General features: G+C 70.8%; 17 protein-coding genes. 8 read left to right on the forward strand and 9 right to left on the reverse strand.

Translation table 11 applies throughout. The features are described from left to right. Positions 1-28: 28 nt before the first annotated feature. From FHS44_RS28675 to glgP, 9 genes are all read right to left on the reverse strand, one after another. Entirely contained in the window at positions 29-1600 is a 1572-nt protein-coding gene (locus FHS44_RS28675) for a flavin monoamine oxidase family protein (RefSeq protein WP_184720213.1), read from the reverse strand. Further along, positions 1597-2832, reverse strand: coding sequence for a DUF6395 domain-containing protein (locus FHS44_RS28680; RefSeq protein ID WP_184720215.1), 1236 nt, complete (start codon positions 2830-2832; stop codon positions 1597-1599). Before FHS44_RS28680 ends, FHS44_RS28675 begins: the two co-directional genes overlap by 4 nt. Beyond that, a complete protein-coding gene (locus FHS44_RS28685) occupies positions 2829-3170 on the reverse strand; it encodes a hypothetical protein (protein ID WP_184720217.1) in 342 nt (113 codons plus the stop codon). Before FHS44_RS28685 ends, FHS44_RS28680 begins: the two co-directional genes overlap by 4 nt. Before the next feature lie 52 nt (positions 3171-3222). Next, complete coding sequence (locus FHS44_RS28690; RefSeq protein ID WP_246436168.1) at positions 3223-4290, reverse strand: glycosyltransferase family 4 protein; 1068 nt, start codon at positions 4288-4290, stop codon at positions 3223-3225. A 102-nt stretch (positions 4291-4392) separates the two neighbouring features. Then, positions 4393-6552 (reverse strand): amylo-alpha-1,6-glucosidase, encoded by a 2160-nt coding sequence (locus FHS44_RS28695; RefSeq protein ID WP_184720221.1) that lies wholly within the window; start codon positions 6550-6552, stop codon positions 4393-4395. A 74-nt stretch (positions 6553-6626) separates the two neighbouring features. Next, positions 6627-8561, reverse strand: coding sequence for a M48 family metallopeptidase (locus FHS44_RS28700; RefSeq protein ID WP_184720223.1), 1935 nt, complete (start codon positions 8559-8561; stop codon positions 6627-6629). After that, positions 8558-9271: an RNA polymerase sigma factor gene (locus FHS44_RS28705; protein WP_184720225.1), complete on the reverse strand. Its 714-nt coding sequence runs from the start codon at positions 9269-9271 to the stop codon at positions 8558-8560. Before FHS44_RS28705 ends, FHS44_RS28700 begins: the two co-directional genes overlap by 4 nt. Beyond that, entirely contained in the window at positions 9268-9507 is a 240-nt protein-coding gene (locus FHS44_RS28710) for a hypothetical protein (RefSeq protein WP_184720227.1), read from the reverse strand. Before FHS44_RS28710 ends, FHS44_RS28705 begins: the two co-directional genes overlap by 4 nt. Positions 9508-9773: 266 nt before the next feature. Then, positions 9774-12356 (reverse strand): alpha-glucan family phosphorylase, encoded by a 2583-nt coding sequence (glgP, locus tag FHS44_RS28715; protein ID WP_184720229.1) that lies wholly within the window; start codon positions 12354-12356, stop codon positions 9774-9776. Between the two features lie 368 nt (positions 12357-12724). Here glgP and FHS44_RS28720 point away from each other — a divergent pair, with 368 nt between their 5' ends. The 8 genes from FHS44_RS28720 to FHS44_RS28755 all read left to right on the forward strand — a co-directional run bounded on the left by FHS44_RS28720 (position 12725) and on the right by FHS44_RS28755 (position 23091). Then, complete coding sequence (locus tag FHS44_RS28720; RefSeq protein ID WP_184720231.1) at positions 12725-14812, forward strand: alpha-1,4-glucan--maltose-1-phosphate maltosyltransferase; 2088 nt, start codon at positions 12725-12727, stop codon at positions 14810-14812. A 43-nt stretch (positions 14813-14855) separates the two neighbouring features. Next, positions 14856-16559, forward strand: coding sequence for a maltose alpha-D-glucosyltransferase (gene treS, locus FHS44_RS28725; protein WP_184720233.1), 1704 nt, complete (start codon positions 14856-14858; stop codon positions 16557-16559). 4 nt (positions 16560-16563) lie between these two features. Next, positions 16564-17871 carry a maltokinase N-terminal cap-like domain-containing protein gene (locus FHS44_RS28730; RefSeq protein WP_184720235.1) on the forward strand — a complete coding sequence of 436 codons (1308 nt, stop codon included), beginning with the start codon at positions 16564-16566 and terminating at the stop codon, positions 17869-17871. A 241-nt stretch (positions 17872-18112) separates the two neighbouring features. Continuing rightward, positions 18113-19156 (forward strand): ABC transporter substrate-binding protein, encoded by a 1044-nt coding sequence (locus FHS44_RS28735; protein WP_184720237.1) that lies wholly within the window; start codon positions 18113-18115, stop codon positions 19154-19156. After that, the gene (locus tag FHS44_RS28740) at positions 19156-20190 is read left to right on the forward strand and encodes an ABC transporter permease (RefSeq protein ID WP_184720239.1); all 1035 of its coding nucleotides are present in this window, start codon (positions 19156-19158) and stop codon (positions 20188-20190) included. Before FHS44_RS28735 ends, FHS44_RS28740 begins: the two co-directional genes overlap by 1 nt. After that, positions 20184-21023, forward strand: coding sequence for an ABC transporter ATP-binding protein (locus FHS44_RS28745; RefSeq protein ID WP_221461408.1), 840 nt, complete (start codon positions 20184-20186; stop codon positions 21021-21023). The genes FHS44_RS28740 and FHS44_RS28745 overlap by 7 nt, the downstream gene beginning before the upstream one ends. Then, positions 21014-22384: a pyridoxal-phosphate dependent enzyme gene (locus FHS44_RS28750; RefSeq protein WP_184720241.1), complete on the forward strand. Its 1371-nt coding sequence runs from the start codon at positions 21014-21016 to the stop codon at positions 22382-22384. Before FHS44_RS28745 ends, FHS44_RS28750 begins: the two co-directional genes overlap by 10 nt. After that, on the forward strand, positions 22381-23091 hold the full coding sequence (locus FHS44_RS28755) for a YcnI family copper-binding membrane protein (protein ID WP_184720243.1): 711 nt from the start codon (positions 22381-22383) through the stop codon (positions 23089-23091). Before FHS44_RS28750 ends, FHS44_RS28755 begins: the two co-directional genes overlap by 4 nt. The last annotated feature ends 111 nt before the right edge of the window (positions 23092-23202 follow it).

Raw genomic sequence — 23202 nt, forward strand, 5'->3', positions numbered from 1 at the left:
TGTTTCGTTCCTGAGACTGTACGGCCGGTCAGGCGGGGGCCCGTACGACCCGGGTGTGCAGGTCGGTCACCGTCCGCCTCGCCGACTCCATCGCCCCCGCCTGCCAGGCGACCAGGTGGGTGAGCCAGTCCCCGGCGAAGTAGACCCGTCCCGCCGGGCATCGCAGCAGGGTGAAGGCTCCCTCGTAGGAGGGCCAGCGGACCCAGCCGCCCTCGATGTGCGGCTGCCTGTGCCAGGCGATGGAGACGCTGGAGCGCAGGTCGGCGCGGTATCTCTCGCCGTGGATCTTCTTGCCCTGGGTGAGGGCGCGGGCGCGGCGTTCGGCGTGGGAGAGCCTGCCGTACAGCTCGGCGTTCTCCTCGGTGTTGTAGTAGCCGACGACCAGGCCGCCCGCGGAGTGGTAGCCGTGCGAGGGGTACCAGATGTGGGTGATGTCGAGGTCCGTCTCGGTGACGCCGCCGTAGATGCGCTCGTCGATCTCCCACCAGCGCCTGCCGTACTCCAGGCCGATCTTGCCCGCCGCGACCGGGACCGGGGTGCGCAGTGCCGCGGTGACCTGGGCGCCCAGGTTGTGCGGGACGCGGGCCATCAGGTGCGGCGGCAGCGTCGTGACGCAGTAGTCGGCCCGGAGCGTGCCCCCGGTGTGGGTCACCTCGACGCCGTCGGGCAGGTTCTTCAGGCCGGTGACGCGGGCGCCCGTCCTGATCCGGTCCTGGCCGACCGCGCGGGTGAGCGCCTTCACGATCGCGTCCATGCCGCCGACCGGCTGGAACATGGGCGTCGCCTGGTCGTAGCCGAAGTCCATGGTGATCGCCCTGCCCATGCCCGCGGCGAAGACCTCGGCCAGCGAGCCGGGGGCGCCGAGCGGGACGCCGTCGTCGGTGCCGGGGTAGGCGGTGAAGCCCCTGCGGGTCGAGCCCCGGTAGGACAGGTCGGGGCCGAGGTCGCCGAAGCGGCGCAGGAACTCGCCGAGCCGTTCCCTGTCGTCCCTGGTCAGCCTGCGGTTGAGCGCGCCCGCGTGGCTGGCCTTCGCCAGCAGTTCGGCGACGTAGCCGTACATGTCGGCGCGGGCGGTCCTGGCCCTGACCGGGGCCTTCATGCCGTGGGTGTAGACGTAGGCGGAGGCGTTGTTGTTGACGAAGGTCTCGATGGGCACGCCGAGCTCGCGGCAGTAGTCCATGGCGACCATCCAGGGCGCGATACGGCCGGGGCCCGCGTTGAAGTAGGTCCCCTCCTGGAAGTCGGCAGTCTGGGCCGGGCCGCCGTTCTCGGGAAGCCGGTCCCCCCGGCGCAGGGTGAGGTTCCTGCCGCCCGCCCGGTCCGCGGCCTCCAGGACCGTGCAGTCGTAGCCCGCCTTGCCCAGTTCGTAGGCGCAGGTCAGCCCGGCGACCCCGGCGCCGAGGACGACGACCTTCGCCGCGCCTCTGCCGCTGAGGGAGAAGTCGGAGGCCCGGGGCGGCACGTAGTCCTCGGGCCGGGTCTCGTGGGCGCCGGGGGCCAGGCCGAGCGCGCCCATGGCCGCGTACATGGCGCCCGCCCCGCCCGCAGCCCCGACGCCGACCAGCAACGCCCTCCGGGTCAGCGTCCCCTGCTCGCTCACCGTGACCCCTGGGCCGTTCCCCAGCTCTCGACGCGGCGGGCCTCGTCCCTGCTCATGAAGCCGACCTCGGCCGCCATGAAGTCGTGGACCTGCTTGCGCCACGGCTCGGGGATCTCCTCGACGGCCGGGGGGTAGCAGCGGTCGAGCCAGGCCGTGGAGGCCTCGGTCGCGCCGAGGAACCCGGCCGCCCTGCCGAAGACCGTGCCCTCGACGCCGGGCACCCTGGCGCAGCCGTACTCGATCATCTCCTGCCCGCCATAGGGCGGGGGCTCCTGCCACTTGCGGGCGACGGGACGCTTGGGGCCGACCGCGGTGCGCAGCGGGCGGCGTTCGACGGCGGCCTGGATGAGCTCCTTGTAGAGGCACTTGCCGCAGGTCCCGCAGGGGCCGTCGACGCCCCGCAGGCACCAGCGGACCTGTTCGCGCAGCGAGGAGTTCAGGGCCAGGCGCATGGTCACGGCCTCGCTCACCCCGCCGACCGGGAGCACGATGTGCACCCCCGCCGCGGCGAACGCCCTGCCCCAGGCGCCGTGCGGCGCCCACATCGGGTTGTCCGGGGTGTATCTGAGCAGGTAGCGGTCCCCGCCGAGCCAGCGCGAGCCGAGCTCGTAGCCGAAGGCGAGGCCGCCGAGGTCGAGTTCGTCGGCCAGCAGCAGCGCCCCCGCGGCGACGGCGTGGTGCTCCGGGTAGCCGGGGCGGGGCTCGGCGAGGGTGAACTCCAGGTCGGAGCGGACCACGGTCAGCTCCCTGCCCGTCTTCTCCGCGAGGCGGGCCAGGACGTCGGCGCGGTAGTGGGTCCAGCGGTTGGGCACGCGCGGGTGGGAGACCCGCTGGAAGTGCACGAACGGCGCGTCGGGCAGCATCGCGGCCACCGCGACCGAGTCGGCCCCGCCGCTGTAGGAGACCGCCAGCCTGTCTCCCGAGCGCGGCGTCCCGCCGACCGGCCCCGCCTCGACACCCCAGCCCTCGGCGAGGGCCGCCGCCAGGCCCGGCGAGATCGGCCCGTCGAAGGTGACCGTACGGCGGGTCCACGGCGCGACGACAGTCCAGGCCGCCAGCGCCCGCAGGTCGGGGTGGACCTCGCGGGGGACGCGTGGCAGCTCGACCCGGCAGGAGTTCGTGGCCATCTTCAGCGGCTGGCCGTCTGCGCAGAAGCCGGTGATGGAGTCCTCGGCGTCGAGCCGGAAGTCCAGGCGCATGGCGTCGCCCTCGGTGGTCCAGGTCACCCTCATGGGGCACCCGTCCCACGGCTGTCCACGGCCTGCCAGAGGAGGACCTCGTTCTGCAGGACCCGCTCCATGGCGGCCGCGGTCTCCTGGGACAGCCGGTGGGCGTCGTCCCAGCGGTTGACCCGTGCCTGCTCCGGGGTCGCCTTGGCCACCTGCGCCCTGAGCCTGTCCACCTCGGCGCGCAACGCGGTGACCTCACGGCCCAGCGTCTGGACCTCCCAGAGCGCGTCCTTGATGTCCTGCCGGTGGTCGGCTCTGGAGATGTAGCGGGCGTCGAACCAGCCGAGCACCGCGCGCCGCAGCCAGGCGGGCAGCAGCGCGCGCTTCCTTAAGCGCACCATAGCCAGGCACGATACCGGCAAAATACGATCTACCAGGACGCTCTTCAGCGTTTCAGGTCACAGGCAACGCCAGATCTCTGGTTCCTCCGGCGGGCTCCCTCGGGGTCGCGATGACCTGGCGGTAGATCCGCTCGTAGCCCGCGGTCATGACCTCCACGTCGAAGTTGCCCGCGACGTGGGCCCGACAGGCGTGCGGATCGAGCGCCCCGACCGCTTCGAGGGCCTCGGGAAGCTCCTCGACCGTCTCCCTGACGAGCCCGGTGACGCCGTCGGCGACCACCTCGGGCACCGCCCCCCGTTTCAGGGCGACGACGGGGGTGCCGCAGGCCATGGACTCGATCATGACCATGCCGAACGGCTCCTCCCAGAGGATGGGGAAGAGCAGGCAGCGGGCCGCGGCGAGCAGCTCGCGCTTGCGGGCGGCGTCGGCCTGCCCGACGTACTCGGCGTCGGGACCGAGCCTGGGCTTGATCTCCCGCTCGAAGTAGTCGTGCTCGGCGGGCTCGGTGAGCTTGCCCGCCAGGACGATCCCGCGGCCCGCCTCCCTGGCCACGTCGATGGCGATGTGCGCCCCCTTGTCCGCGTTGAGCCTGCCCAGCCACAGCACCCAGTCCTCCTTGTGCTCCCTGAAGGGGAAGGAGGCCGTCTCGACGGCGTTGTGGACCACCCCGGCCCAGTTGAGGTCGGGCGCGAAGCGCCGCTGCGCCTCGGAGATCGCGACCATCGACACGGCCGGGCCGAGCACCCGGTAGTACTCGCCCAACTCGCCCTCGATCGCGCCGTGGCAGGTCACCAGCGTCGGCACCGCCCTGGCCGCCGCGCTCAGCGGCCCGGCGAGCGAGTGGTCGTGGACGATGTCGGCGTCGATGTCCAGGGCGAGCGCGTACGCCTTGGCCGCGTGCAGCACCTCGGGCATCGGCTCGCCGATCCGCTCGGAGGGCGCCGCGTCGTAGGTGCGCAGGAACCTGGCCGCCGTCCCGGCCCTGCCCGCCCCGATCAGGGTGACGTCGTGCCCCCTGCGGGACAGCCCGGAGACCAGCTCGGCGAGCATCGCCTCGATGCCCCCGTAGCCCAGGGGTGGGACGTCGTACCAGGGGGGTGCGATCATGACGACGCGCATCGCGTCACGCCTTCGGGAAACACCAGTCGCGGCGATCATTCTCAACCTCACCTACGGCCGTCCGGCCCGCCGAAATCCGAATTCCGAGTGGAGTGAAGAACCTCAGGGGGCGTATCTCAGGGCGGCCGCCGTCGGGCGGCGCGGCTCGTTGATCAGGGTGACGCCCTCGGGAAGGCCCGTGACGGACACGTTCGGGCCGTCCACGTCGAGGGTGACGCGGGAGTCGTCAAGGGGAAGACCGGTGATGCGCAGCTTGCCGAGGCCGACCGGATCGACCCACACCCGGCCCCTGGGGATCCACGGGTCGAGCCGCAGCAGGGTGCGCACCAGGTGGATGGGCGCCGCCGCCGCCCACGCCTGCGGCGAGCAGGAGGTGGGGTACGGCACCGGCCAGGAGAAGTCGGCGCGGTCGAAGCCGCAGAACAGCTCGGGCAGCCGCCAGCCGAAGACCTCGGCCGCGTCGAGCAGGCCGAAGGCGATCCGCTTGGCCTCCTCGGCGAAGCCGTACCGCATCAGGCCCGCCGCGATCAGGGCGTTGTCGTGCGGCCAGACCGAGCCGTTGTGGTAGCTCATCGGGTTGTAGGCGCCCATGTTGGAGGCCAGGGTGCGCACGCCGTACCCCGTGAACATCTCCGGGGAGAGCAGATGCTCGGCGACCAAGGCGGCGCGGTCCTCGTCCACGATGCCCGTCCACAGGCAGTGGCCCATGTTGGAGGCGAGGCTGTCGATGGGCCGTCCCGCGTGGTCGAGCCCGATGGCGTAGTAGCCCCGGTCGGGCAGCCAGAAGCGCTCGTTGAAGGCCTCCCTGATGCGGGTCGCGCGGGTGCTCCACTCCTTCTCCAGGTCGGTGTCGCCGACCTCGTGGGCGAAGTGGGCGCGGGCGATGTAGGCGGCGTAGACGTAGCCCTGCACCTCGGCCAGGGCGATCGGGGCACGGGCCAGGGTGCCGTCGGCGAAGTTGACGCCGTCGAAGGAGTCCTTCCAACCCTGGTTGACCAGGCCGTGGTCGGTCCTGCGCTGGTAGGAGAGGAACGGGTCGGCGGACCTGGTGATCCAGTCGAGGGCGTCGTCCGCGTACGGCATGAGCTCCTCGACGGCCTGCTCGTGCACCCCCCACCTGCGCAGCTCCCCGAGGAGCATCACGAACAGCGGGGTCGAGTCCACCGAGCCGTAGTAGGCGTGGCCGCCGTGCGGCGAGGCGCCGGTCTGCACGCCGAAGCGCAGCTCGTGCAGGATCTTGCCCGGCTCCTCCTCGGTGAGCGGGTCGTCCACCTTGCCCTGGAGCCTGGCCAGGCGGCGCAGGGTGCCCAGCGCGAGCGACTGGTCGAGCGGCAGCGCCATCCACGAGGTCAGCAGCGAGTCACGGCCGAACAGCGTCATGAACCAGGGCGCGCCCGCCGCGATCGTCGGCGGCTCCTCGGGGCGTTCCGGCTCGAAGAGCCGCAGCGCCCCCAGGTCCTCCCGTGAGCGGTGGATCACCTGGGCCAGGGCGCGGTTGGTCGTGGTGAAGGAGGGGCTGAGCCGCTCCCAGTCGGCGCGGCGCCTGGCGGGCTCGGCGTGTTCGAGCGGGTGGTGCGTGGAGAACCAGGCGGGCGACTCCTCCCCCTCCAGGATCGGGTTGACCTGGAAGGTCGCCTTCCACTCGCCACGGGCGGGCACGACGACCCGGTAGATGAGCACGCCGGGCACGGCGAACGGCGCGGGGTCGGTGACCACCCTCGTCCCGCGCGACCTGGTGGCCGAGAAGATCAACAGCCCCGACCTGTCGGACGTCACCTCCACGTCCGTCACGTGCCTGATCCGGCCCGCCTTCACCTCGAACAGGTCGGCCACGTCGGAGGCCACGTGCACGTCGAGCACACACCCGGCGGGCTCGTCGGACAGGTTGCGCAGGATCAGGTCCTCACGCAGGCCGCCGCCGACGTAGCGGTCCCTGATCACCAGCAGGCTGCTCTCGACCCGCCCGGGACGCGGCGCCGCCCTGCCCACGAACGTCGCGTGGTACGGCTCGCCCGCCAGCACCCTGAGCGCCTCGACCGGGGCCTCGTCCACCCGCAGCTCCCAGCGCGACAGCAGCCGGGTGTCGGCGTGGTAGACCCCCTGCGGTCCGCCCTGGATGATGTCGCCGCTCCGCGAGCACACGCAGAAGGAGCCCCCCTCGACCAGGGTCACCGTGGTGTCGCCCAGTGCTCCGGGCTGTCCTTCGAACGTCCAGGCGTTCAATGCACTCTCCGGGGTCCAGGTCCTCGTTTCCTGCACCATTCCCCGCCCCCTCGGGGAAAGAACGCTTCCATGGCGTGTCTTGCCTGTTCACAGGTGTGTCACCGGGCGATGGGCTAACGTTTCCCGGCGTCCTCGTGGTGTTCGACGAGCCCCCGCTCCAGGAGTTCGTCGAGACGTCTGGCGGTCTCGGGGTCGAGTCCCGGCCTCAGCAGCTCCGGTGGCACGACGTAGGGCGACGGCAGGCCGGGGTTCAGCCCCCGCCACGGCGTCACGAACACCCCGGCGGGAGGGCTCGCGGGTTCGGAATCCTCGTGGTCGCCCGACATCGACGACAGGGCGGTCACCAGGAACAGGACGCCGACCAGCGCGGCGCCCGCGAGACGGAGCCTGAACTGCCTGCGGTCCTCCTGGCTCTCCTCGGCGTCAACGGCCACGGTGACGCTCATCGTTGCGACGGGTTCCTCGGCCTGACGCGTCCCCTCGGCGTCGTGGCCGAGCCAGGCCGCGGGATCGACCCCGAGCGCGCCCAGCCGCAGGCGCAGCCGCCTGACCTCGCGGACTCCGCCGAAGACGGCCGCCGTCACCAGGGCGCGGACCTCCCCGACGGTGACGCCCGCCGCGACCGCCCTGCCCCGCCCGGTCCAGGCCAGGCGGCTCTGCCCGGTCCAGGTCGTCTCCCAGACGGCCCGTCCCCGCACCACCAGGGCCTGCCCGACCAGCGCGAACAACGCCGCGTCCAGCCGGGCCAGAGCCGCTTTCTCCTCGGGTGGGTCGAGGCAGGAGGCCAGCCGTCCCGCGTGGCCGTCGGCCAGCAGGTCGAGGACGGTCGCCAGGGCGGGCCGCGCGGCGCCGCCGACCCTGCGGGCGGCCCTGACCAGGCCTCTCACGGGTTCCGTCGCCAGGGTCTCGGTCGTCAGCTCGACCCACTCCGCCCACGCGAGCACGGCCCGCCCCTCCTCGGCCCCCGGGAACAGGCAGTGCCGTACGGTATCGGGCTCGACCCCGAACCCGGCCTCCGACGCGGGGGTACGGCTCCCGCCCGAGGGTTTCCCGCGCCCGCCCAGGGCCCGCAGGCGCCGCTCCAGACTGGGGTGGGAGTCGTAGCGCGAGGTCCTGCCGGACGGCGTGGCCCGTGCCAGCCCGGTGATCCTGGCCCGGTAGCCGGGCGCGGCGAGCATGGCGGCGAACACCGTCAGCGGGTCGTCGGGGAGGTAGCCCCTGGCGTGCATGGGGTCGAGGTGCCCGCCGCGGAACTCGCCCCACGCGACCGGCAGCACGACCAGGGCCCGCCACAGCGCCTCGGCCGCGACTCCGGCCCCGGCGATCTTCGCCGCCGCGGCGTCCGCCTGGAGCTCCTGGCGCCGGTTGACGGCCGAGGAGATCCAGAAGTAGAGCATCGCGTAGCCGACGAACGGCCACCAGATCCAGGAGACGGGGACGTTCTGCCGTCTGCCGCCGCGTGCCGACGGGTGCGGGCTGCGGGAGCGTTCGAGCCGGTCGAGGGTGACGCGCAGCGCCAGGTGGCCCCGGTAGGTGATCGCGCCGAGCCTGGTGTGGGCGTGCGCGTAGTGGCCCAGCTCGTGACAGAGCACGACGCGCAGCTCACCGGCCGTCAGACCGGCCAGCAGCGGCAGCCCGACGTACAGGTGCCGTCTGCCGCCGACGAGGCCGAGCAGCCTCGTCTCCTCGGTCACCTCGGCGTTCACCTCGGCGGTCAGCCGTACGGTCGCCGGAGGGCGGGTGCCGAGCCGCCCGGCCAGCTCCGTGACGGCGGCCCACAGCTCGGGCGCCTGTTCGGGGGTGACGGACACCCCGCCGGGGGTCTCCGGGGCCTCGGCCCCGGTGACGAACAGGCCGCGCAGGACCCACAGCGCCGGGATCGTGGTGAGCGCCGTCATCACCATCCCGGCCTGCAGCGGCCTGCCTTCGACGAGGGCGCCCCACACGAGCAGGACGAGGGCGCCGACGTCGAGCAGGACGAGGACCAGGCACAGCAGGTAGAGGCCCGCGAGCAGGCCGAGCGCCAGCAGCGCCCGCACCACGATCACGGCCGCCCCCCGCGCCGGTCCCGCGCCGCCTCGATCGCGTCGCGGACGCGGTCGAGGGCGGTGCCCTGCGCCTCGAACGCCTCGCCCAGCCACTCCCAGGTCCCACGCAGGAGTACGGCCAGCGGTTCGCCGTCCTGGACGCCGAGCAGGCGGGCGAAGCGCTGGCCGGGTCCCCCGTGCCGTCCGCTCAGTCCCGTCAGCCGTTCGAGTCTGCGGCGTGCCTGGAAGAGGACGAGGGCGACCAGCGAGCTCCTGATCCCGAGCCGCTCGGCGATCTCCTTGTGCGACATGCCGTACACGCAGTGGGCCAGCACCACGATCCGCTCGCGTTCGGCCAGTGAGCCGAGCGCGGACAGGACCATGGAGACCTCGGCCGTCTCCTCCGGGGTGGAGCAGGGCCGTACCGGCACCTGGAGCTCCCGCGCCTCCCCCCGCCTGCGTCTGCCGGCGGTCTTCCACCAGCGGCGCTGCATCGTGGTGTGGACCCAGCGCTCGGCGGCCCTCGGCTCGTAGCCGCCGATCCTGTCCCAGTGCCTGAACGCCTCCAGGTAGGCGTCGGCGACGGCGTCCTCGGCGTCCTGTTTGCTCGCGCAGATCATGGTCGCCCTGGTGAGCATGCGCGCGGACGTCAGGCGGTAGAACTCCCCGAACCCGTCCGGCCTGTCCTCGGATCGTGTGTCTTCCGGTCGTGCGACGTCCCGTTCCGTCATCGTTCGTCCCTCTGCCGGAGGCCGGACGCCGGGGACTCGTGGAGACACACGATGAGCGTCCCCTCGCCCGTCCTGTGGCCGATGAGCACGGGCCCCTCACCGGCCCGTACCCGTACCACCGTGACCTGGCCGCGCGCCTGACTCCCGCCGGTCGAACGCATGCGGTACAGGACCACCGAGACCACCAGCCTGACCGCGCCCGCCACCAAGGCGAGAACGACCGGATCACTCATCATCGAGACCGTCCCTTCGACCCGGAACGACCGGTGCGCCCTGCACCGGTCTCCCGTGCCTTGAAAAGGCCTCGACGACGAGAAATCTTTGGCCGGAGTCGACCTGAACCACGGCGGTGCGCGGGGCCCCACCCGGCCACGCCCGCGTCGGAGGCGGGGGCGGCCCGGTGGGCCACGAACACCGGTAATGCCAGTAAAGCAGCAGGCTGCGGCGTTGCGGTGGGAAAGACGGATTTCCGGATCAGGTCCGGGGCGTCACGGGGCCGGGATCACCGCAGGGTGCCGTTGGTCATGCCGACCGGCTCCTCGGGAACCGCGATCAGGCCGAGCTCGGCGGGCGTGGCCACCAGCGGATGGTCCGGCACCACCCGGACGGTGTATCCGAAGGAGCCGGTGCGGTCGAGCGGGATCGTCCCGCTGAAGACGGCCCTGCCGTCGTCGGCCTCCGCCTCCAGGGTCAGGTCCGCATACGACGGCCCGACCATCTCGTCGTGCTGCCCGACCAGCCCGTAGGCCGCCTGGACCCGGATGTCGGACGGCTGCAGCTCGCCGAGGGCGATGGTCGCCCGCAGTTCGAGGGAGGCCCCGACCTCGGGGGTGTCGCCCAGGTTGGCCGCCTCGACGTGCTCGACCCGCACCCCCGGCCACGCCTGGTGGACCCGCAGCTTCCAGGCGGCGAAGTGCCTGGCGGGGTCGTAGCCGTCGACCGACAGCGCGCGGGCGGACTCGGCGGCGGGCGCGTACAGGCCGATCACATAGTCGCGGAGCATCCGGCCCGCCAGCACCTTGGGGCCGAGCGAGGTCAGGGTGTGCCTGACCATCTCCAGCCAGCGCAGCGGCAGGCCGTCCGAGGCCCTGTCGTAGAACCGGTCGGCCACCTCGTGGTCGATCAGGTCGTAGAGCGCGTGCGCCTCAAGCTCGTCGCGGCGGTCGGGGTCGGCCACCCCGTCCGCGGTGGGTACGGCCCAGCCGTTCGTGCCGTCGAACCACTCGTCCCACCAGCCGTCGCGGATCGACAGGTTGAGGCCGCCGTTGAGCGCGGCCTTCATGCCGGAGGTGCCGCATGCCTCAAGGGGCCGCAGCGGGTTGTTCATCCACACGTCGCAGCCCTGCACGAGCAACTGGCCGAGGGCCATGTCGTAGTCGGGCAGGAAGACGATGCGGTGCCGTACGTCCTCGCTGTCGGCGAAGCGCACGATCTGCTGGATGAGCTTCTTGCCGCCCTCGTCTGCGGGGTGCGCCTTGCCCGCGATCACGATCTGGACCGGCTTCTCCGGGTTGAGCAGCAGCTCGCGCAGGCGTTCCTGGTCGTTCAGCATCAGGGTGAGCCGCTTGTAGGACGGCACCCTGCGCGCGAAGCCGATGGTCAGCACGTTGGGGTCGAGGGCGTCCTCGATCCAGCCGAGCTCGGCGCGGGAGGCGCCCCTGGCCAGCCAGGACCTGCGCAGCCGCTCCCTGGCCGCGTTGACCAGGCGGGCCCTGAGCCTGTTCCTGATGCCCCAGACGTCCACGTCGGAGATCTTGTTGACGCCCTCCCAGCCCTGGGCGCGCTCGACCAGGGTCGGCAGCTCCCTGCCCGCGAGCTCCATGATCTCGCGGCCGACCCAGGTCGGCGCGTGCACGCCGTTGGTGATGGACCCGATCGGGACGTCGTCGGCGTCGAAGCCCGGCCACAGGCCGCGGAACATCTCCCTGCTGACCTCGCCGTGCAGCTCGGAGACGCCGTTGACCCGCTGGGCCAGGCGCATGCCCATCGCGGCCATGTTGAACTTGCCCGGCTCGTCCTCCGCGCCGAGTTCGAGGATGCGCTCGACCGGGACCGTCGGCCAGGCGTTGCCGCCGCCGAACTGGCGGGCGATCATCTCGGCCGGGAAGCGGTCGATCCCCGCGGGGACCGGGGTGTGGGTGGTGAAGACCGTGCCCGCGCGGACCGCTTCGAGGGCCTCGTCGAAGGAGAGCCTGGCCTCGGTCAGCTCGCGGATGCGCTCAAGACCGAGGAAGCCCGCGTGCCCCTCGTTGGTGTGGAAGACCTCGGGCTCGGGGTGGCCGGTGACCCGGCAGTAGGCCCGGATCGCGCGCACGCCGCCGATGCCGAGCAGCAGTTCCTGGAGCAGGCGGTGGTCGGTGCCCCCGCCGTACAGGCGGTCGGTGACGTCGCGGGCGGCGTTGTCGTTCTCGGCGACGTCGGAGTCGAGCAGCAGCAGCGGGACGCGGCCGACCTGGGCCACCCAGACCTGGGCGTACAGCGGGCGCTGCTCGGGCAGGCTGACCGTGACGCGGACCGGGGTGCCGTCCTGCTCCTTGAGCAGGGTCAGCGGCAGCCCTCCCGGGTCGAGCGAGGGGTAGTGCTCAAGCTGCCACCCCTCGGGGGAGAGCGACTGGGTGAAGTAGCCGTGCCGGTACAGCAGGCCGACGGCCAGGATCGGCACCCCGAGGTCGCTCGCCGCCTTGAGGTGGTCGCCCGCGAGGATGCCCAGGCCACCCGAGTACTGCGGCAACGCGGCGGCGATGCCGTACTCCGGGGAGAAGTAGGCGATGGCGCGCGGCGCGTCGGGGATGGTCTGGTACCACCGGGGCGCGGTCATGTACTCGTGCAGATCGTCGGCGGCGTCGGCGACCCGCCTGAGGAAGCGGCGGTCGGCGGCCAGTTCGCGCAGCCTGCTCGCCTCGACGGCGCCGAGCAGCGCGACCGGGTCGTAACCGACCCGGTCCCAGGTCGCGGGATCCACCTCGGCGAACAGATCGAGTGTTTCGGGGTGCCACGACCAGCGCAGATTGTGGACAAGCTCGCCGAGGGGGGCCAGCTCCGGGGGAAGGACGGTGCGGACAGTGAACCTACGGATTGCTCTCACGCTGCCAGACCCTAGTTACTCAGCGCCATGACGGCGACCCGGACACTCACGCGTCTCCCCCTCACCACTATCAATCCGCTCCAAACACATCCAAGGGCAGTTGATCGACCGGGAGGCCACTCCCCGGGAACAACTCGCCGAACAGTAAGAGGTCCCGCACTCTTCCACCTACGCGCATGAAGATGGACTATTGGGGCAACGCATCAGTGGGTCGCGACGCCCCACCCCCCGGGTGACCGACCGTCGGTGCGGCGGCAGGGTATTGTCCTGCATCGAGGCCGGTGACCAGGGGCTTTTGACGAATCGAAGATCTATCCTTGCCGACTTTTTCGGCGGCACCGGGTGTGCCGTCGCTACCTTGAGACGCGATGATCGGACGAATTCCCATCCAGGACATCCAGCCAACGGTCGAGTGCGGGCGCTACCCCGCGAAGGCGGCCGCGGGTGAGACCTTCGAGATCACCGCCGTCGTGTTCCGTGAGGGGCACGACGCGGTCGCCGCGGGTGTCGTGCTGACGAACCCCGACGGTGTGCGTGGCCCGCTGCTGCCGATGCGTGAGCTGGCGCCGGGCACCGACCGCTGGGGCGTCGAGGTGACGTTGCCCGCAGAGGGCGAGTGGAGTTTCCGCGTCGAGGCGTGGGGCGACCCGATGGCGACCTGGCTGCACGACGCGGGCATCAAGATCCCCCGTGACCTGGACGCCGAGCTGATGTGCGAGGAGGGCGCCCGGCTCTTCGACCGAGCCGCCAAGGCCGTACGGCCTGCGGACTGCGCACCGGCGGGCCAGGAACCGAAGAAGCCGGCGGGCAAGGGTGGCAAGAAGACGGCGTCGGCGCACGTGTGCGGGCACCGGGCCGCGTTGCAGGCGGTGGCGGCCAAGCTGCGTGACGCGGCGCTCGACCCCAGGGCCCGTTTCGTGGTGGCCCAGTTGCCGGAGACGGCGGAGCTGCTGCGGGCGCATCCCCTGCGTGAGCTGGTGACCAGGTCGCAGCGGCGGCTGGTGCGGGTCGATCGCCGCAGGGCGCTGTACGGGTCGTGGTACGAGTTCTTCCCGCGTTCCGAGGGGGCGATCGTCGAAGAGGACACAGCCCCCAAGTCCGGAAATTTCAAGACTGCTGCGAACCGGCTGCCGGCCGTCGCGAAGATGGGCTTCGACGTCGTCTACCTGCCCCCCGTCCACCCCATCGGGCACAGCTTCCGCAAGGGCCGCAACAACACGCTGACGCCCGAGCCGTACGACCCGGGCTCGCCGTGGGCGATCGGCTCCGAGGAGGGCGGCCACGACGCCATCCATCCCGACCTGGGCACCTTCGAGGACTTCGACGCCTTCGTGGCCAAGGCCCGTGAGCTGGGCATGGAGATCGCTCTCGACCTGGCCCTGCAGTGCGCCCCCGACCACCCGTGGGTCAAGGAGCACCCGGAGTGGTTCAACATCCGCGCCGACGGCTCGATCGCCTACGCGGAGAACCCGCCGAAGAAGTACCAGGACATCTACCCGCTGAACTTCGACAAGGACCCCGAGGGCATCTACGCCGAGGTCAAGCGGGTGGTCCGGCTGTGGATGGACCACGGCGTACGGATCTTCCGGGTGGACAACCCGCACACCAAGCCGGTGGCGTTCTGGGAGCGGCTGATCGCCGACATCAACGCGACCGACCCCGACGTGCTCTTCCTCGCCGAGGCCTTCACCCGGCCGCCGATGATGCACGCGCTGGGCAAGGTCGGCTTCCACCAGTCGTACACGTACTTCACCTGGCGCAACTCCCGGCAGGAGATCGAGGAGTACTTCACCGAGCTTTCCCACGGGACGTCGAGCTTCCTCCGGCCCAACGTGTTCGTGAATACTCCGGACATTCTTCACGAATACCTCCAGCATGGGGGAGTCGCGGCATTCCGGATTAGAGCCATCATTGCGGCGATGGCCATGCCAACGTGGGGTGTGTACGCGGGTTATGAACTTGCGGAGAATGTCCCAGTTCGCCCGGGTAGCGAAGAATACCTAGATAGTGAGAAATATCAGTACAGACCTCGCGATTGGGTCAGTGCAGAGCGAGAGGGCCGTAGCCTGGCTCCACTGATCACGCAACTTAATTTGGTGCGAAGAGCACACCCGGCGCTCCAGGAACTGCGTAACCTACGATTCCACAGCGTCGACAATCCGGACGTGGTCTGCTTCTCCAAGCGGCTGCCCGACGCCCACGACACGGCCACACGACGGCACGGCCTGGGCGACGTGGTCCTGACTGTCGTCAACCTCGATCCGCACCGCACCCACGAGGCGACGGTTTCGCTGGACATGCCCGCCCTGGGCCTCGACTGGAACGCCGAGTTCGTCGTGGACGACGAGCTATCCGGTGAGTCGTACCGCTGGCGGCAGTCCAACTACGTGCGTCTCGACCCTTATATCCAGTCAGCACACATCTTCACTCTGCGTGCCACGGCGAACCAGCGGTGAGCCGGCCGGGTACGCATACCGGCAAACAGCGGGGAGTCCACTGGTGAGTCAGGTACCTGAGCCAATTCCGAACACCTTCGACGAGGAGAAGCCGCGCGACCCGTACTGGTTCAAGCGCGCCGTCTTCTACGAGGTGCTCATCCGGGGTTTCGCCGACTCCAACGGAGACGGCACCGGAGACATCCGGGGTCTCATCGACCGGCTGGACTATCTCCAGTGGCTCGGAGTGGACTGCCTGTGGCTGCTGCCCCTGTACGAGTCCCCGCTGCGTGACGGCGGCTACGACATCGCGGACTTCATGAAGATCCTCCCCGAGTTCGGGGACCTCGGAGACTTCGTGAAGCTCGTGGACGAGGCCCACAAGCGCGGCATGCGGGTCATCGCCGACCTGGTGATGAACCACACCAGCGACGCCCACCCGTGGTTCCAGGCGTCCAGGCACGACCCGCAGGGACCGTTCGGCGACTTCTACGTCTGGAACGACGACGACGAGCTGTACAAGGACGCCCGGATCATCTTCGTCGACACCGAGACCTCGAACTGGACCTACGACCCGGTCCGTCAGCAGTACTACTGGCACCGCTTCTTCGCCCACCAGCCGGACCTCAACTACGAGAACCCGGACGTGCAGGACGCGATGCTGGAGGTGCTGCGGTTCTGGCTCGACCTCGGCATCGACGGCTTCCGGCTCGACGCCGTGCCGTACCTCTTCGAGCAGGACGGCACCAACTGCGAGAACCTGCCCAGGACCCACTCCTACCTCAAGCGGATCAGGGCCGAGGTGGACCGGATCTACCCGGACCGGGTGCTGCTGGCCGAGGCCAACCAGTGGCCCGCCGACGTGGTCGAGTACTTCGGCGACCCCGCGACCGGGGGCGACGAGTGCCACATGGCCTTCCACTTCCCGCTCATGCCGCGCATCTTCATGGCCGTGCGGCGTGAGTCGCGCTACCCGATCTCGGAGATCCTGGCCCAGACGCCGAAGATCCCGGAGAACTGCCAGTGGGGCATCTTCCTGCGCAACCACGACGAGCTGACGCTGGAGATGGTCACCGACGACGAGCGTGACTACATGTACTCCGAGTACGCCAAGGACCCCAGGATGCGGGCCAACGTGGGCATCCGCCGCCGCCTGGCCCCGCTGCTGGAGAACGACCGCAACCAGATCGAGCTGTTCACCGCGCTGCTGCTCTCGCTGCCCGGCTCGCCGGTGCTCTACTACGGCGACGAGATCGGGATGGGCGACAACATCTGGCTCGGCGACCGTGACGGGGTGCGCACCCCCATGCAGTGGAGCCCCGACCGCAACGCCGGTTTCTCCAACTGCGACCCGGGCAGGCTGTACCTCCCGATCATCATGGACCCGATCTACGGCTACCAGGCGATCAACGTCGAGGCGCAGCAGAAGAGCTCCGGCTCCCTGCTGCACTGGACCAAGCGCATGATCGACATCCGTAAGCGCCACCCGGTCTTCGGCCTCGGCGCCTACACCGAGCTGAACTCCTCCAACCCGAGCGTCCTGGCCTACGTGCGTGAGCTGGGCGACGACCGGATGCTGTGCGTGAACAACCTGTCGCGCTTCCCGCAGCCGGTCGAGCTCGACCTGCGGCGTTTCGAGGGATCTGTCCCGGTCGAGACGATGGGTGGAGTTCCGTTCCCGCCGATTGGCGAACTTCCGTATCTTTTGACGCTTCCTGGGCATGGGTTCTATTGGTTCACCCTGCCACCCGCATCACAGGAGGCGTAAGACCGTGTTGACGGAGCTCCTTTCCGGCTGGATCACCCATCAGCGATGGTTCGCCGGTAAGGGGCGCCCGATAGACGAGCTCGGCGTCGAGTCCGACGTCGAGCTGAGCCCCGGCCTCCGCCACCTGATCATCGCGGTGCGCCAGGCCGGGGAGCGCGACCGCTACCAGCTCCTGCTCGGCACCGACGGCGACACCTCAGGCCGCTACAGCCACGCCAAGATAGGCGGCGACTACTACGACGCCGTCTACAACCCCGACCTCACCGGGGCCCTGCTCACCGGAATGGCCGAGGGACGCGACCTCGGACCCCTACGCTTCCGCCACCTCGACGGCGTCTCGATCGACACCTCCCTGCGCAGCCTGGTCCTCGGCGCCGAGCAGTCGAACACCTCCCTGGTGTACGGCGAGACCTACATCTGCAAGCTCTTCCGCCGTCTCATCCCCGGGACCAACCCCGAGCTTGAGATCGTCACCGCCCTCGCCCGGCACGGCGCCGGGCACATCGCGCAGCCGTACGGGTGGATCGAGACCGACCTCGACGGCGAGACGACCACGCTGGCGATGACGCAGGAGTTCCTGGCGACCGCAAACGACGGCTGGTCGCTGGCCCTGGCCAGCGTCCGCGACCTGTACGCCTCGCTCGACCCCCTGGCCTCACACGCGGGGGGCGACTTCAGCTCCGAGGCCTACCGGCTGGGTGTGGCGACCGCCGAGGTCCACCACGAGCTGGCCGCCGCCTTCCCCACCGACGTGATGGAGTCCCAGGACGTCAAGCAGCTCGTCGAGGACCAGCGTCGCCGCCTGGCCCAGGCGGTCACCGAGGTGCCCGCGCTGGCCGAGCACGCCCGGGTGGTCGAGGACGCCTACCAGCGGATGGCCGACGTGGTCTCCGAGATGCCCGTCCAGCGCGTCCACGGCGACTACCACCTCGGCCAGGTGATGCGCACGACGACCGACTGGGTAGTCCTCGACTTCGAGGGTGAGCCGGGCCAGCCGCTGGCCGAGCGCCGCGCGCTGTCGTCTCCCCTGCGCGACGTGGCCGGGATGCTGCGCTCCTTCGAGTACGCGGCCCGCCACCTGCTCGCCGACAACCCGAACGCCGCGGCGCTGCTCCCCAGGGCCGCCGACTGGGCCACGCTGAACCGCTCGGCCTTCCTGGACGGCTACGCCGCGGGCGGCGGCAGGCTGCACCCCCAGGACACCGTCCTGCTGCGCGCCCTCGAACTGAGCAAGGCCGTCTACGAGGTCGGCTACGAGGCCCGCAACCGCCCCACCTGGCTTCCCATCCCCATGGCCGCCTTCGAACGCTGAGCCCCACCGCGAAAGCGTGAAAGGTACATCCATCCTAAATACCAATTAAACAGGTAGGAAAACTTGTAAATCTGAGGGGCCGTGCGTAGCCTGATCACATGATGCGCAGTGCCTGGCTGATCCGGCGAGGCCACATCGACTTCTGCCGGGTGGCGAGCGCCCTCTGTCCTGTCTGACCGCCGTTCCTGTCACCTTCCCCCACGTGAGAGCGCCGACAGTACGAGCACAAAAGGACAGCGAGATGTCAGAGACCCCCGAAACCCAGGACGAACATCCCTTCTCCCGCCGTTCCCTGCTCGTAGGCGGCGGGGTCGCGGCGGCGACCGTCGTCGGTGGCGGGCTGCTGGCCGTCTGGACCTCCTCCAGCGGTTCAAGGACCGCCCCCCGCGCCGCCGCGGGCAGAACCATCAAGATCGGGTACGGCGGAGGCGTCTGCGAGGCCCCGCTCTACGCCGCCCACGCCCAGGGCATCTTCGCCAAGCACGGTCTCAACGTGGAGATCGTCAAGACCGGTGCCGACGAGATCAAGGACGCCGTCGGGGCGGGGAAGATCGACGCCGCCCCCGGCATCCTGTTCAGCTGGCTCAAGCCGATCGAGCAGGGCGTCGACGCCAAGCTGGCCGCCGGGCTGCACGAGGGCTGCCTGCGCCTGATCGTGCCCAAGGACGGCTCCATCACCTCGGCCGCCCAACTGAAGGGCAAGACGATCGGGGTCGCCGCCATCGGCGACTCGGCCATGTCGTTCTTCTCCCTCGACCTGCTCGACGCGGGACTGCACCCGTCCGAAGACGTCGAGTGGCGGGTCTTCCCCGGTGACCAGCTCGGCCAGGTGCTCGCCTCCGGCGAGGTGCAGGCGGTCGCCGCCTCCGATCCCAACGCCCTGCTCCCGACCCTCAGGGGCGAGGGGATCGAGCTCACCAACAACCGCAAGGGGCCCAACGCCCAGCACTACTGCTGCGCGGTCGCCGTCAACGGGCGGCTGCTGCGCGAGGACCCCGAGACCGCGCGCAAGCTCGTGACGGCCTGGGCGGAGGGCAGCCGCTGGGTCGGCAACAACATCACTGCCACGGCCAGGCTTGAGGTGGACAAGAAGTACGTGGCGGCCGACCAGGCGACGATCGAGACGCTGCTGCGCACCTACGCCTTCGACCCGTCGGCCAAGGGCCTGAAGGGGGAGCTCGGGCCAAGCGTCGAGAAGTTCAAGGGAACCGGCTATCTGGACAAGAAGACGGACGTGGCCAAGCTCGCCGAGAAGGCGTACGCGGACCTGGGACTCTCGTTCTGATGACGGCCTCGGCGATCGGCGACGTCGAGCGGGCCGGGCACTCCGGCGGCTCCGGCGGCTCTACGGCGGGGCCGTACGGGAAGGGCGGGCGGGGTGTCGGGTTCCGGCCGCCGGTCGCCGCCTACTTCGCGGTGCTCGTGTGGGCGGTGGCCGCGGCGCTGACCCTCCTGCTCCCTGACCGGCAGGACGTGCCGTACACCTCGGCCCTGGGGGTCGTCGCGGCGCTGGTGGCCCTTGCGGTGCTGGTCCTCGCGCTGGTCGCGCGGGTGGCGGAACGGATCAGGCACTGGGGTCCCTGGCTCGCGGCCTCCGGCTACTGGTTCGTGTTCTGGGAGGTCTCGACCGCGAAGACCGACCGGCTCAGCGTGCCGTACTTCACCTCCCCGCAGGGGTTGTGGGAGGCCATGTGGAACGACCACGACCTGCTGGTCAGCAGTTTCCTCAACTCGCTGCGGCTGCTGGTGATCGGCTTCACCCTGGGGGCCGTGGCCGGGGTGCTGACCGGCATCTCGATGGCGTGGTGGCGCAGGACCGACTACTGGGTGCACCCGATCCTGATGAGCCTGGGCCCGGTGCCCGCCACGGCGTGGCTGCCGCTGATCCTGGTGATCTTCCCGAGCACCTACAGCGGCAGCGTCTTCATGATGACCATCGCCGTGTGGTTCCCGGTGACGGTGCTGACACGCTCGGGGATCTCCGGGGTCGGGCGGGCCTACTACGACGTCGCCCAGACCCTCGGCGCGGGCAGCGGCTACCTGGTGTGGCGCGTCGCCGTACCCGCCGCGCTGCCGCAGATCTTCGTCGGGCTGTTCATGGGGCTCGGCTCGTCGTTCATCACGCTGGTGGTCGCCGAGATGCTGGGGGTGAAGGACGGCCTCGGCTGGTACATCCAGTGGACCAAGGGCTGGGCCGCCTATCCCCGGATGTACGGGGCCATCGTCCTGATGATCGTGCTGTGCGCGGGCGCGATGACCGTGCTGTTCAAACTCCGCAGCCGGGCGCTGCGCTGGCAGAAGGACCTGGTCAGGTGGTAGGGAACTCGGTGAACGGGGCGGGCGGGACGAACGGGAGCACGGCGGGCGGCGAGGTCGCGGGCCGTACGGTGACCGTCGGCGGGGTGCGCGTCGCGGGGGTCACCCACGAGTACGCCCTGCACGGCAGGCCGCTGCCGGTGCTCGACGACCTGACGCTGACGATCGGCTCCGGGGAGTTCACCGCCGTGGTCGGCCCGAGCGGCAGCGGCAAGTCGACGCTGTTACGGCTGCTCGCGGGCCTTGAGACCCCCACCAGGGGCCGGTTGTTCGTTGACGGCAGGCCCATCCAGGGTCCCCATCCGAGCAGGGCGCTGGTGTTCCAGGACCCGACCCTGTTCCCCTGGCGTACGGTCCGCCGCAACGTCGAGGTCGGCCCGCAGGCCAGGGGGAAGCTGGGTGAGCAGCGCGACCGGGTCGGCGAGACGCTCGAACTGGTCGGGCTCTCCGCGTTCGCCGACGCCTATCCCAGCCAGTTGTCCGGCGGCATGGCGCAGCGCGCCGCCCTGGCCCGCGCGCTGGTGAACGAGCCCGAACTGCTGCTGCTCGACGAGCCGCTCGGCAGGCTCGACGCGCTGACCCGTCTCGCGATGCAGCGCGAACTGCTGAACCTCTGGCTCGCCAGGCGGTTCACCGCGATCCTCGTCACCCACGACGTGGACGAGGCCTTACGGCTCGCCGACCGGGTGATCGTGCTGTCCGACCGCCCCGCGCGGGTCCTCGCCGACGTCCCGGTCACCGCGCCCCGGCCCCGGCTGACCGACGAGGCGGAGCTGCGGGTGCAACGCCGTCACATCCTGGACCTCCTCGGCGCGGGCGCTGACGCATGGACGTGATCGACTCCCTGGTGGACGCCGTCGGCCGTACGCCGCTGGTCCGGCTCAACCGGGTCACCGAGGGGCTCTCCTGCCCGGTCTACGCCAAGGTCGAGTACCTCAACCCCGGTGGCAGCGTGAAGGACCGCATCGCGCTGTCCATGGTCGAGGACGCCGAGGCGCGCGGGCTGCTGCGGCCGGGGAGCACCATCGTCGAGGCGACCTCGGGCAACACCGGGGTCGGCCTGGCCATGGTGGCGGCGCAGCGCGGCTACCGATGCGTGTTCGTCATCCCCGACAAGAGCAGCGCGGAGAAGATCGCGGTGCTGCGCGCCTACGGCGCCGAGGTGCTGGTCTGCCCGGGCAACGTGCCGATCGGCCATCCCGAGCACGTGCGCTCGGTCTCCGAGCGTGTCGCCGCGGAGACTCCCGGCGCCTGGCTCTCCGACCAGTACAACAACGCCTTCAACCCGCTGGCCCACTACCGCTCGACCGGCCCCGAGATCTGGCGGCAGACCGACGGCCGCGTCACCCACTTCGTGGCCGGGGTCGGCACCGGTGGGACGATCACCGGCACCGCCCGCTACCTCAAGGAGGTCAGCCAGGGCCGGGTAACCGTGGTCGGCGCCGACCCCGAGTCCTCGGTCTACGCCGGTGGTGAGGGACGGCCCTACTTCGTGGAGAGCGTCGGGCACTTCCGGCATCCCGAGACGACGGAGGACCTGTGGCCCGAGGCCTACGACCAGGACCTCGTCGATCTCTTCGAGCGCGTCTCCGACCGCGAGTCCCTGCTGACGGCCCGCGACCTGGCCAGGCGGGAGGGTCTGCTCGTCGGCGGCTCGGCGGGCACGGCCGTGGTCGCGGCGCTGCGGGTGGCGGCGAGGCTCGGCCCTGACGACCTGGTCGTCGTGCTGCTGCCCGACTCGGGGCGCATCTACCTGTCCAAGGTCTTCGACGACGGGTGGATGCGGCACTACGGCTTCCTCGACCACGAAGGGGACGGGCCCGCCGTACGGGATCTGCTCGAACGGGTGCCGCCCCGCGACCGGTTCCCGCACGTGCACCGCGCCGTGCCGGTCCGGGAGGCGCTTGAGGCGCTCGACGGCGTCCCGCACCCGGTGCCGGTGGTGACCGCGAAGCCCCCGGTGGTCGCCCCCGAGGTCGCGGGAAGCGTCTCGGCCGCCGGACTGCGGCGGCTCCTCGAAACGGGCGGGGCCGACCCGTCCGATCCGGTCGGCGCCCACCTGGAGGCACCGCCACCCGCCGTCGGCGCGGGTGAGCCCGCCGACGTGGCGCTCGACGCCCTCAAGGCCGCCGAGGTGGTCGTCGTCCTGGTGGACGGCAGGGCGGAGGGGCTCCTCACCAGGGAACACGTGCGATGAACCTCCTGCTTCGGCTGGCCGTGGTCGGGGCGCTGACGGTCCTCGCCCTGGTCGCGCTGCCCGCTCTCCCCGCCTCCGCCCACATCACGGTGGTCGCCGACCACGCGGAACAGGGCGGGTTCGCCGTCCTCACGGTCCGGGTGCCCAACGAGTCGCCGAAGGCCGCGACCACCCAGATCCGGCTGTTGCTGCCCGAGGAGACACCGCTCGCCGTGGTCCGGGTCAAACCCCACCCCGGCTGGAAGGCCCGTCTGACGCGGCTGCGCGAGGCCGTCACCTCGGTCACCTGGACCGCCGATTCCGGGACGGGCATCGGGCCGGACGAGTTCGAGGAGTTCCAGCTCTCGGCGGGACCGCTGCCCGCGACGGACGAGCTGGTGCTGGCGGCGACGCAGACCTACGACGACGGTACGACGGTCCGCTGGGACGAACGCTCCGCCGACGGCACAACCACCCTCGACCACCCCGCCCCGGTGCTGTTCCTGTCACCCCCTTCCGCTTCGGAATCCCCGGGAGCCCAGCAGGGCAGTCACGCGTTGGGGGCCCACGGTGTCCGGCGGCCGTCTCCCGACGCTGATCCCGGTGCCGGTCCCGCGCTGTGGCTGGGGCTGGCCGGTCTGGCCTCCGGCCTCCTCGGCCTCGTCGTCGCCGTGACCACGGCGCTGTCCGCGCGGCCCTCGGCGCCCGCCGTACGGCAGGACACGTGACACGACACCTCACCACACCGGCCACCCTCAGCCGTGACACCGCCCTTGACCTGCGCAGCCTTATCGCGACATCATCCGCCCCGCCTTTCCTTGCCTGTCCTTCCTTGTCCG

The sequence above is a fragment of the Streptosporangium saharense genome, assembly GCF_014203715.1.
Taxonomy (GTDB): Bacteria; Actinomycetota; Actinomycetes; order Streptosporangiales; family Streptosporangiaceae; genus Streptosporangium; species Streptosporangium saharense.

What these genes read in the sequence shown, in the direction of transcription:
- FHS44_RS28705 (WP_184720225.1), bottom strand. Translation starts at nt 9,271, where the DNA reads ATGACGGAACGGGACGTCGCACGACCGGAAGACACACGATCCGAGGAC.
- FHS44_RS28695 (WP_184720221.1), bottom strand. Translation starts at nt 6,552, where the DNA reads ATGGTGCAGGAAACGAGGACCTGGACCCCGGAGAGTGCATTGAACGCC.
- FHS44_RS28750 (WP_184720241.1), top strand. Translation starts at nt 21,014, where the DNA reads ATGGACGTGATCGACTCCCTGGTGGACGCCGTCGGCCGTACGCCGCTG.
- FHS44_RS28690 (WP_246436168.1), bottom strand. Translation starts at nt 4,290, where the DNA reads ATGCGCGTCGTCATGATCGCACCCCCCTGGTACGACGTCCCACCCCTG.
- FHS44_RS28720 (WP_184720231.1), top strand. Translation starts at nt 12,725, where the DNA reads ATGATCGGACGAATTCCCATCCAGGACATCCAGCCAACGGTCGAGTGC.
- FHS44_RS28740 (WP_184720239.1), top strand. Translation starts at nt 19,156, where the DNA reads ATGACGGCCTCGGCGATCGGCGACGTCGAGCGGGCCGGGCACTCCGGC.
- FHS44_RS28680 (WP_184720215.1), bottom strand. Translation starts at nt 2,832, where the DNA reads ATGAGGGTGACCTGGACCACCGAGGGCGACGCCATGCGCCTGGACTTC.
- FHS44_RS28710 (WP_184720227.1), bottom strand. Translation starts at nt 9,507, where the DNA reads ATGATGAGTGATCCGGTCGTTCTCGCCTTGGTGGCGGGCGCGGTCAGG.
- FHS44_RS28735 (WP_184720237.1), top strand. Translation starts at nt 18,113, where the DNA reads ATGTCAGAGACCCCCGAAACCCAGGACGAACATCCCTTCTCCCGCCGT.
- FHS44_RS28755 (WP_184720243.1), top strand. Translation starts at nt 22,381, where the DNA reads ATGAACCTCCTGCTTCGGCTGGCCGTGGTCGGGGCGCTGACGGTCCTC.
- FHS44_RS28685 (WP_184720217.1), bottom strand. Translation starts at nt 3,170, where the DNA reads ATGGTGCGCTTAAGGAAGCGCGCGCTGCTGCCCGCCTGGCTGCGGCGC.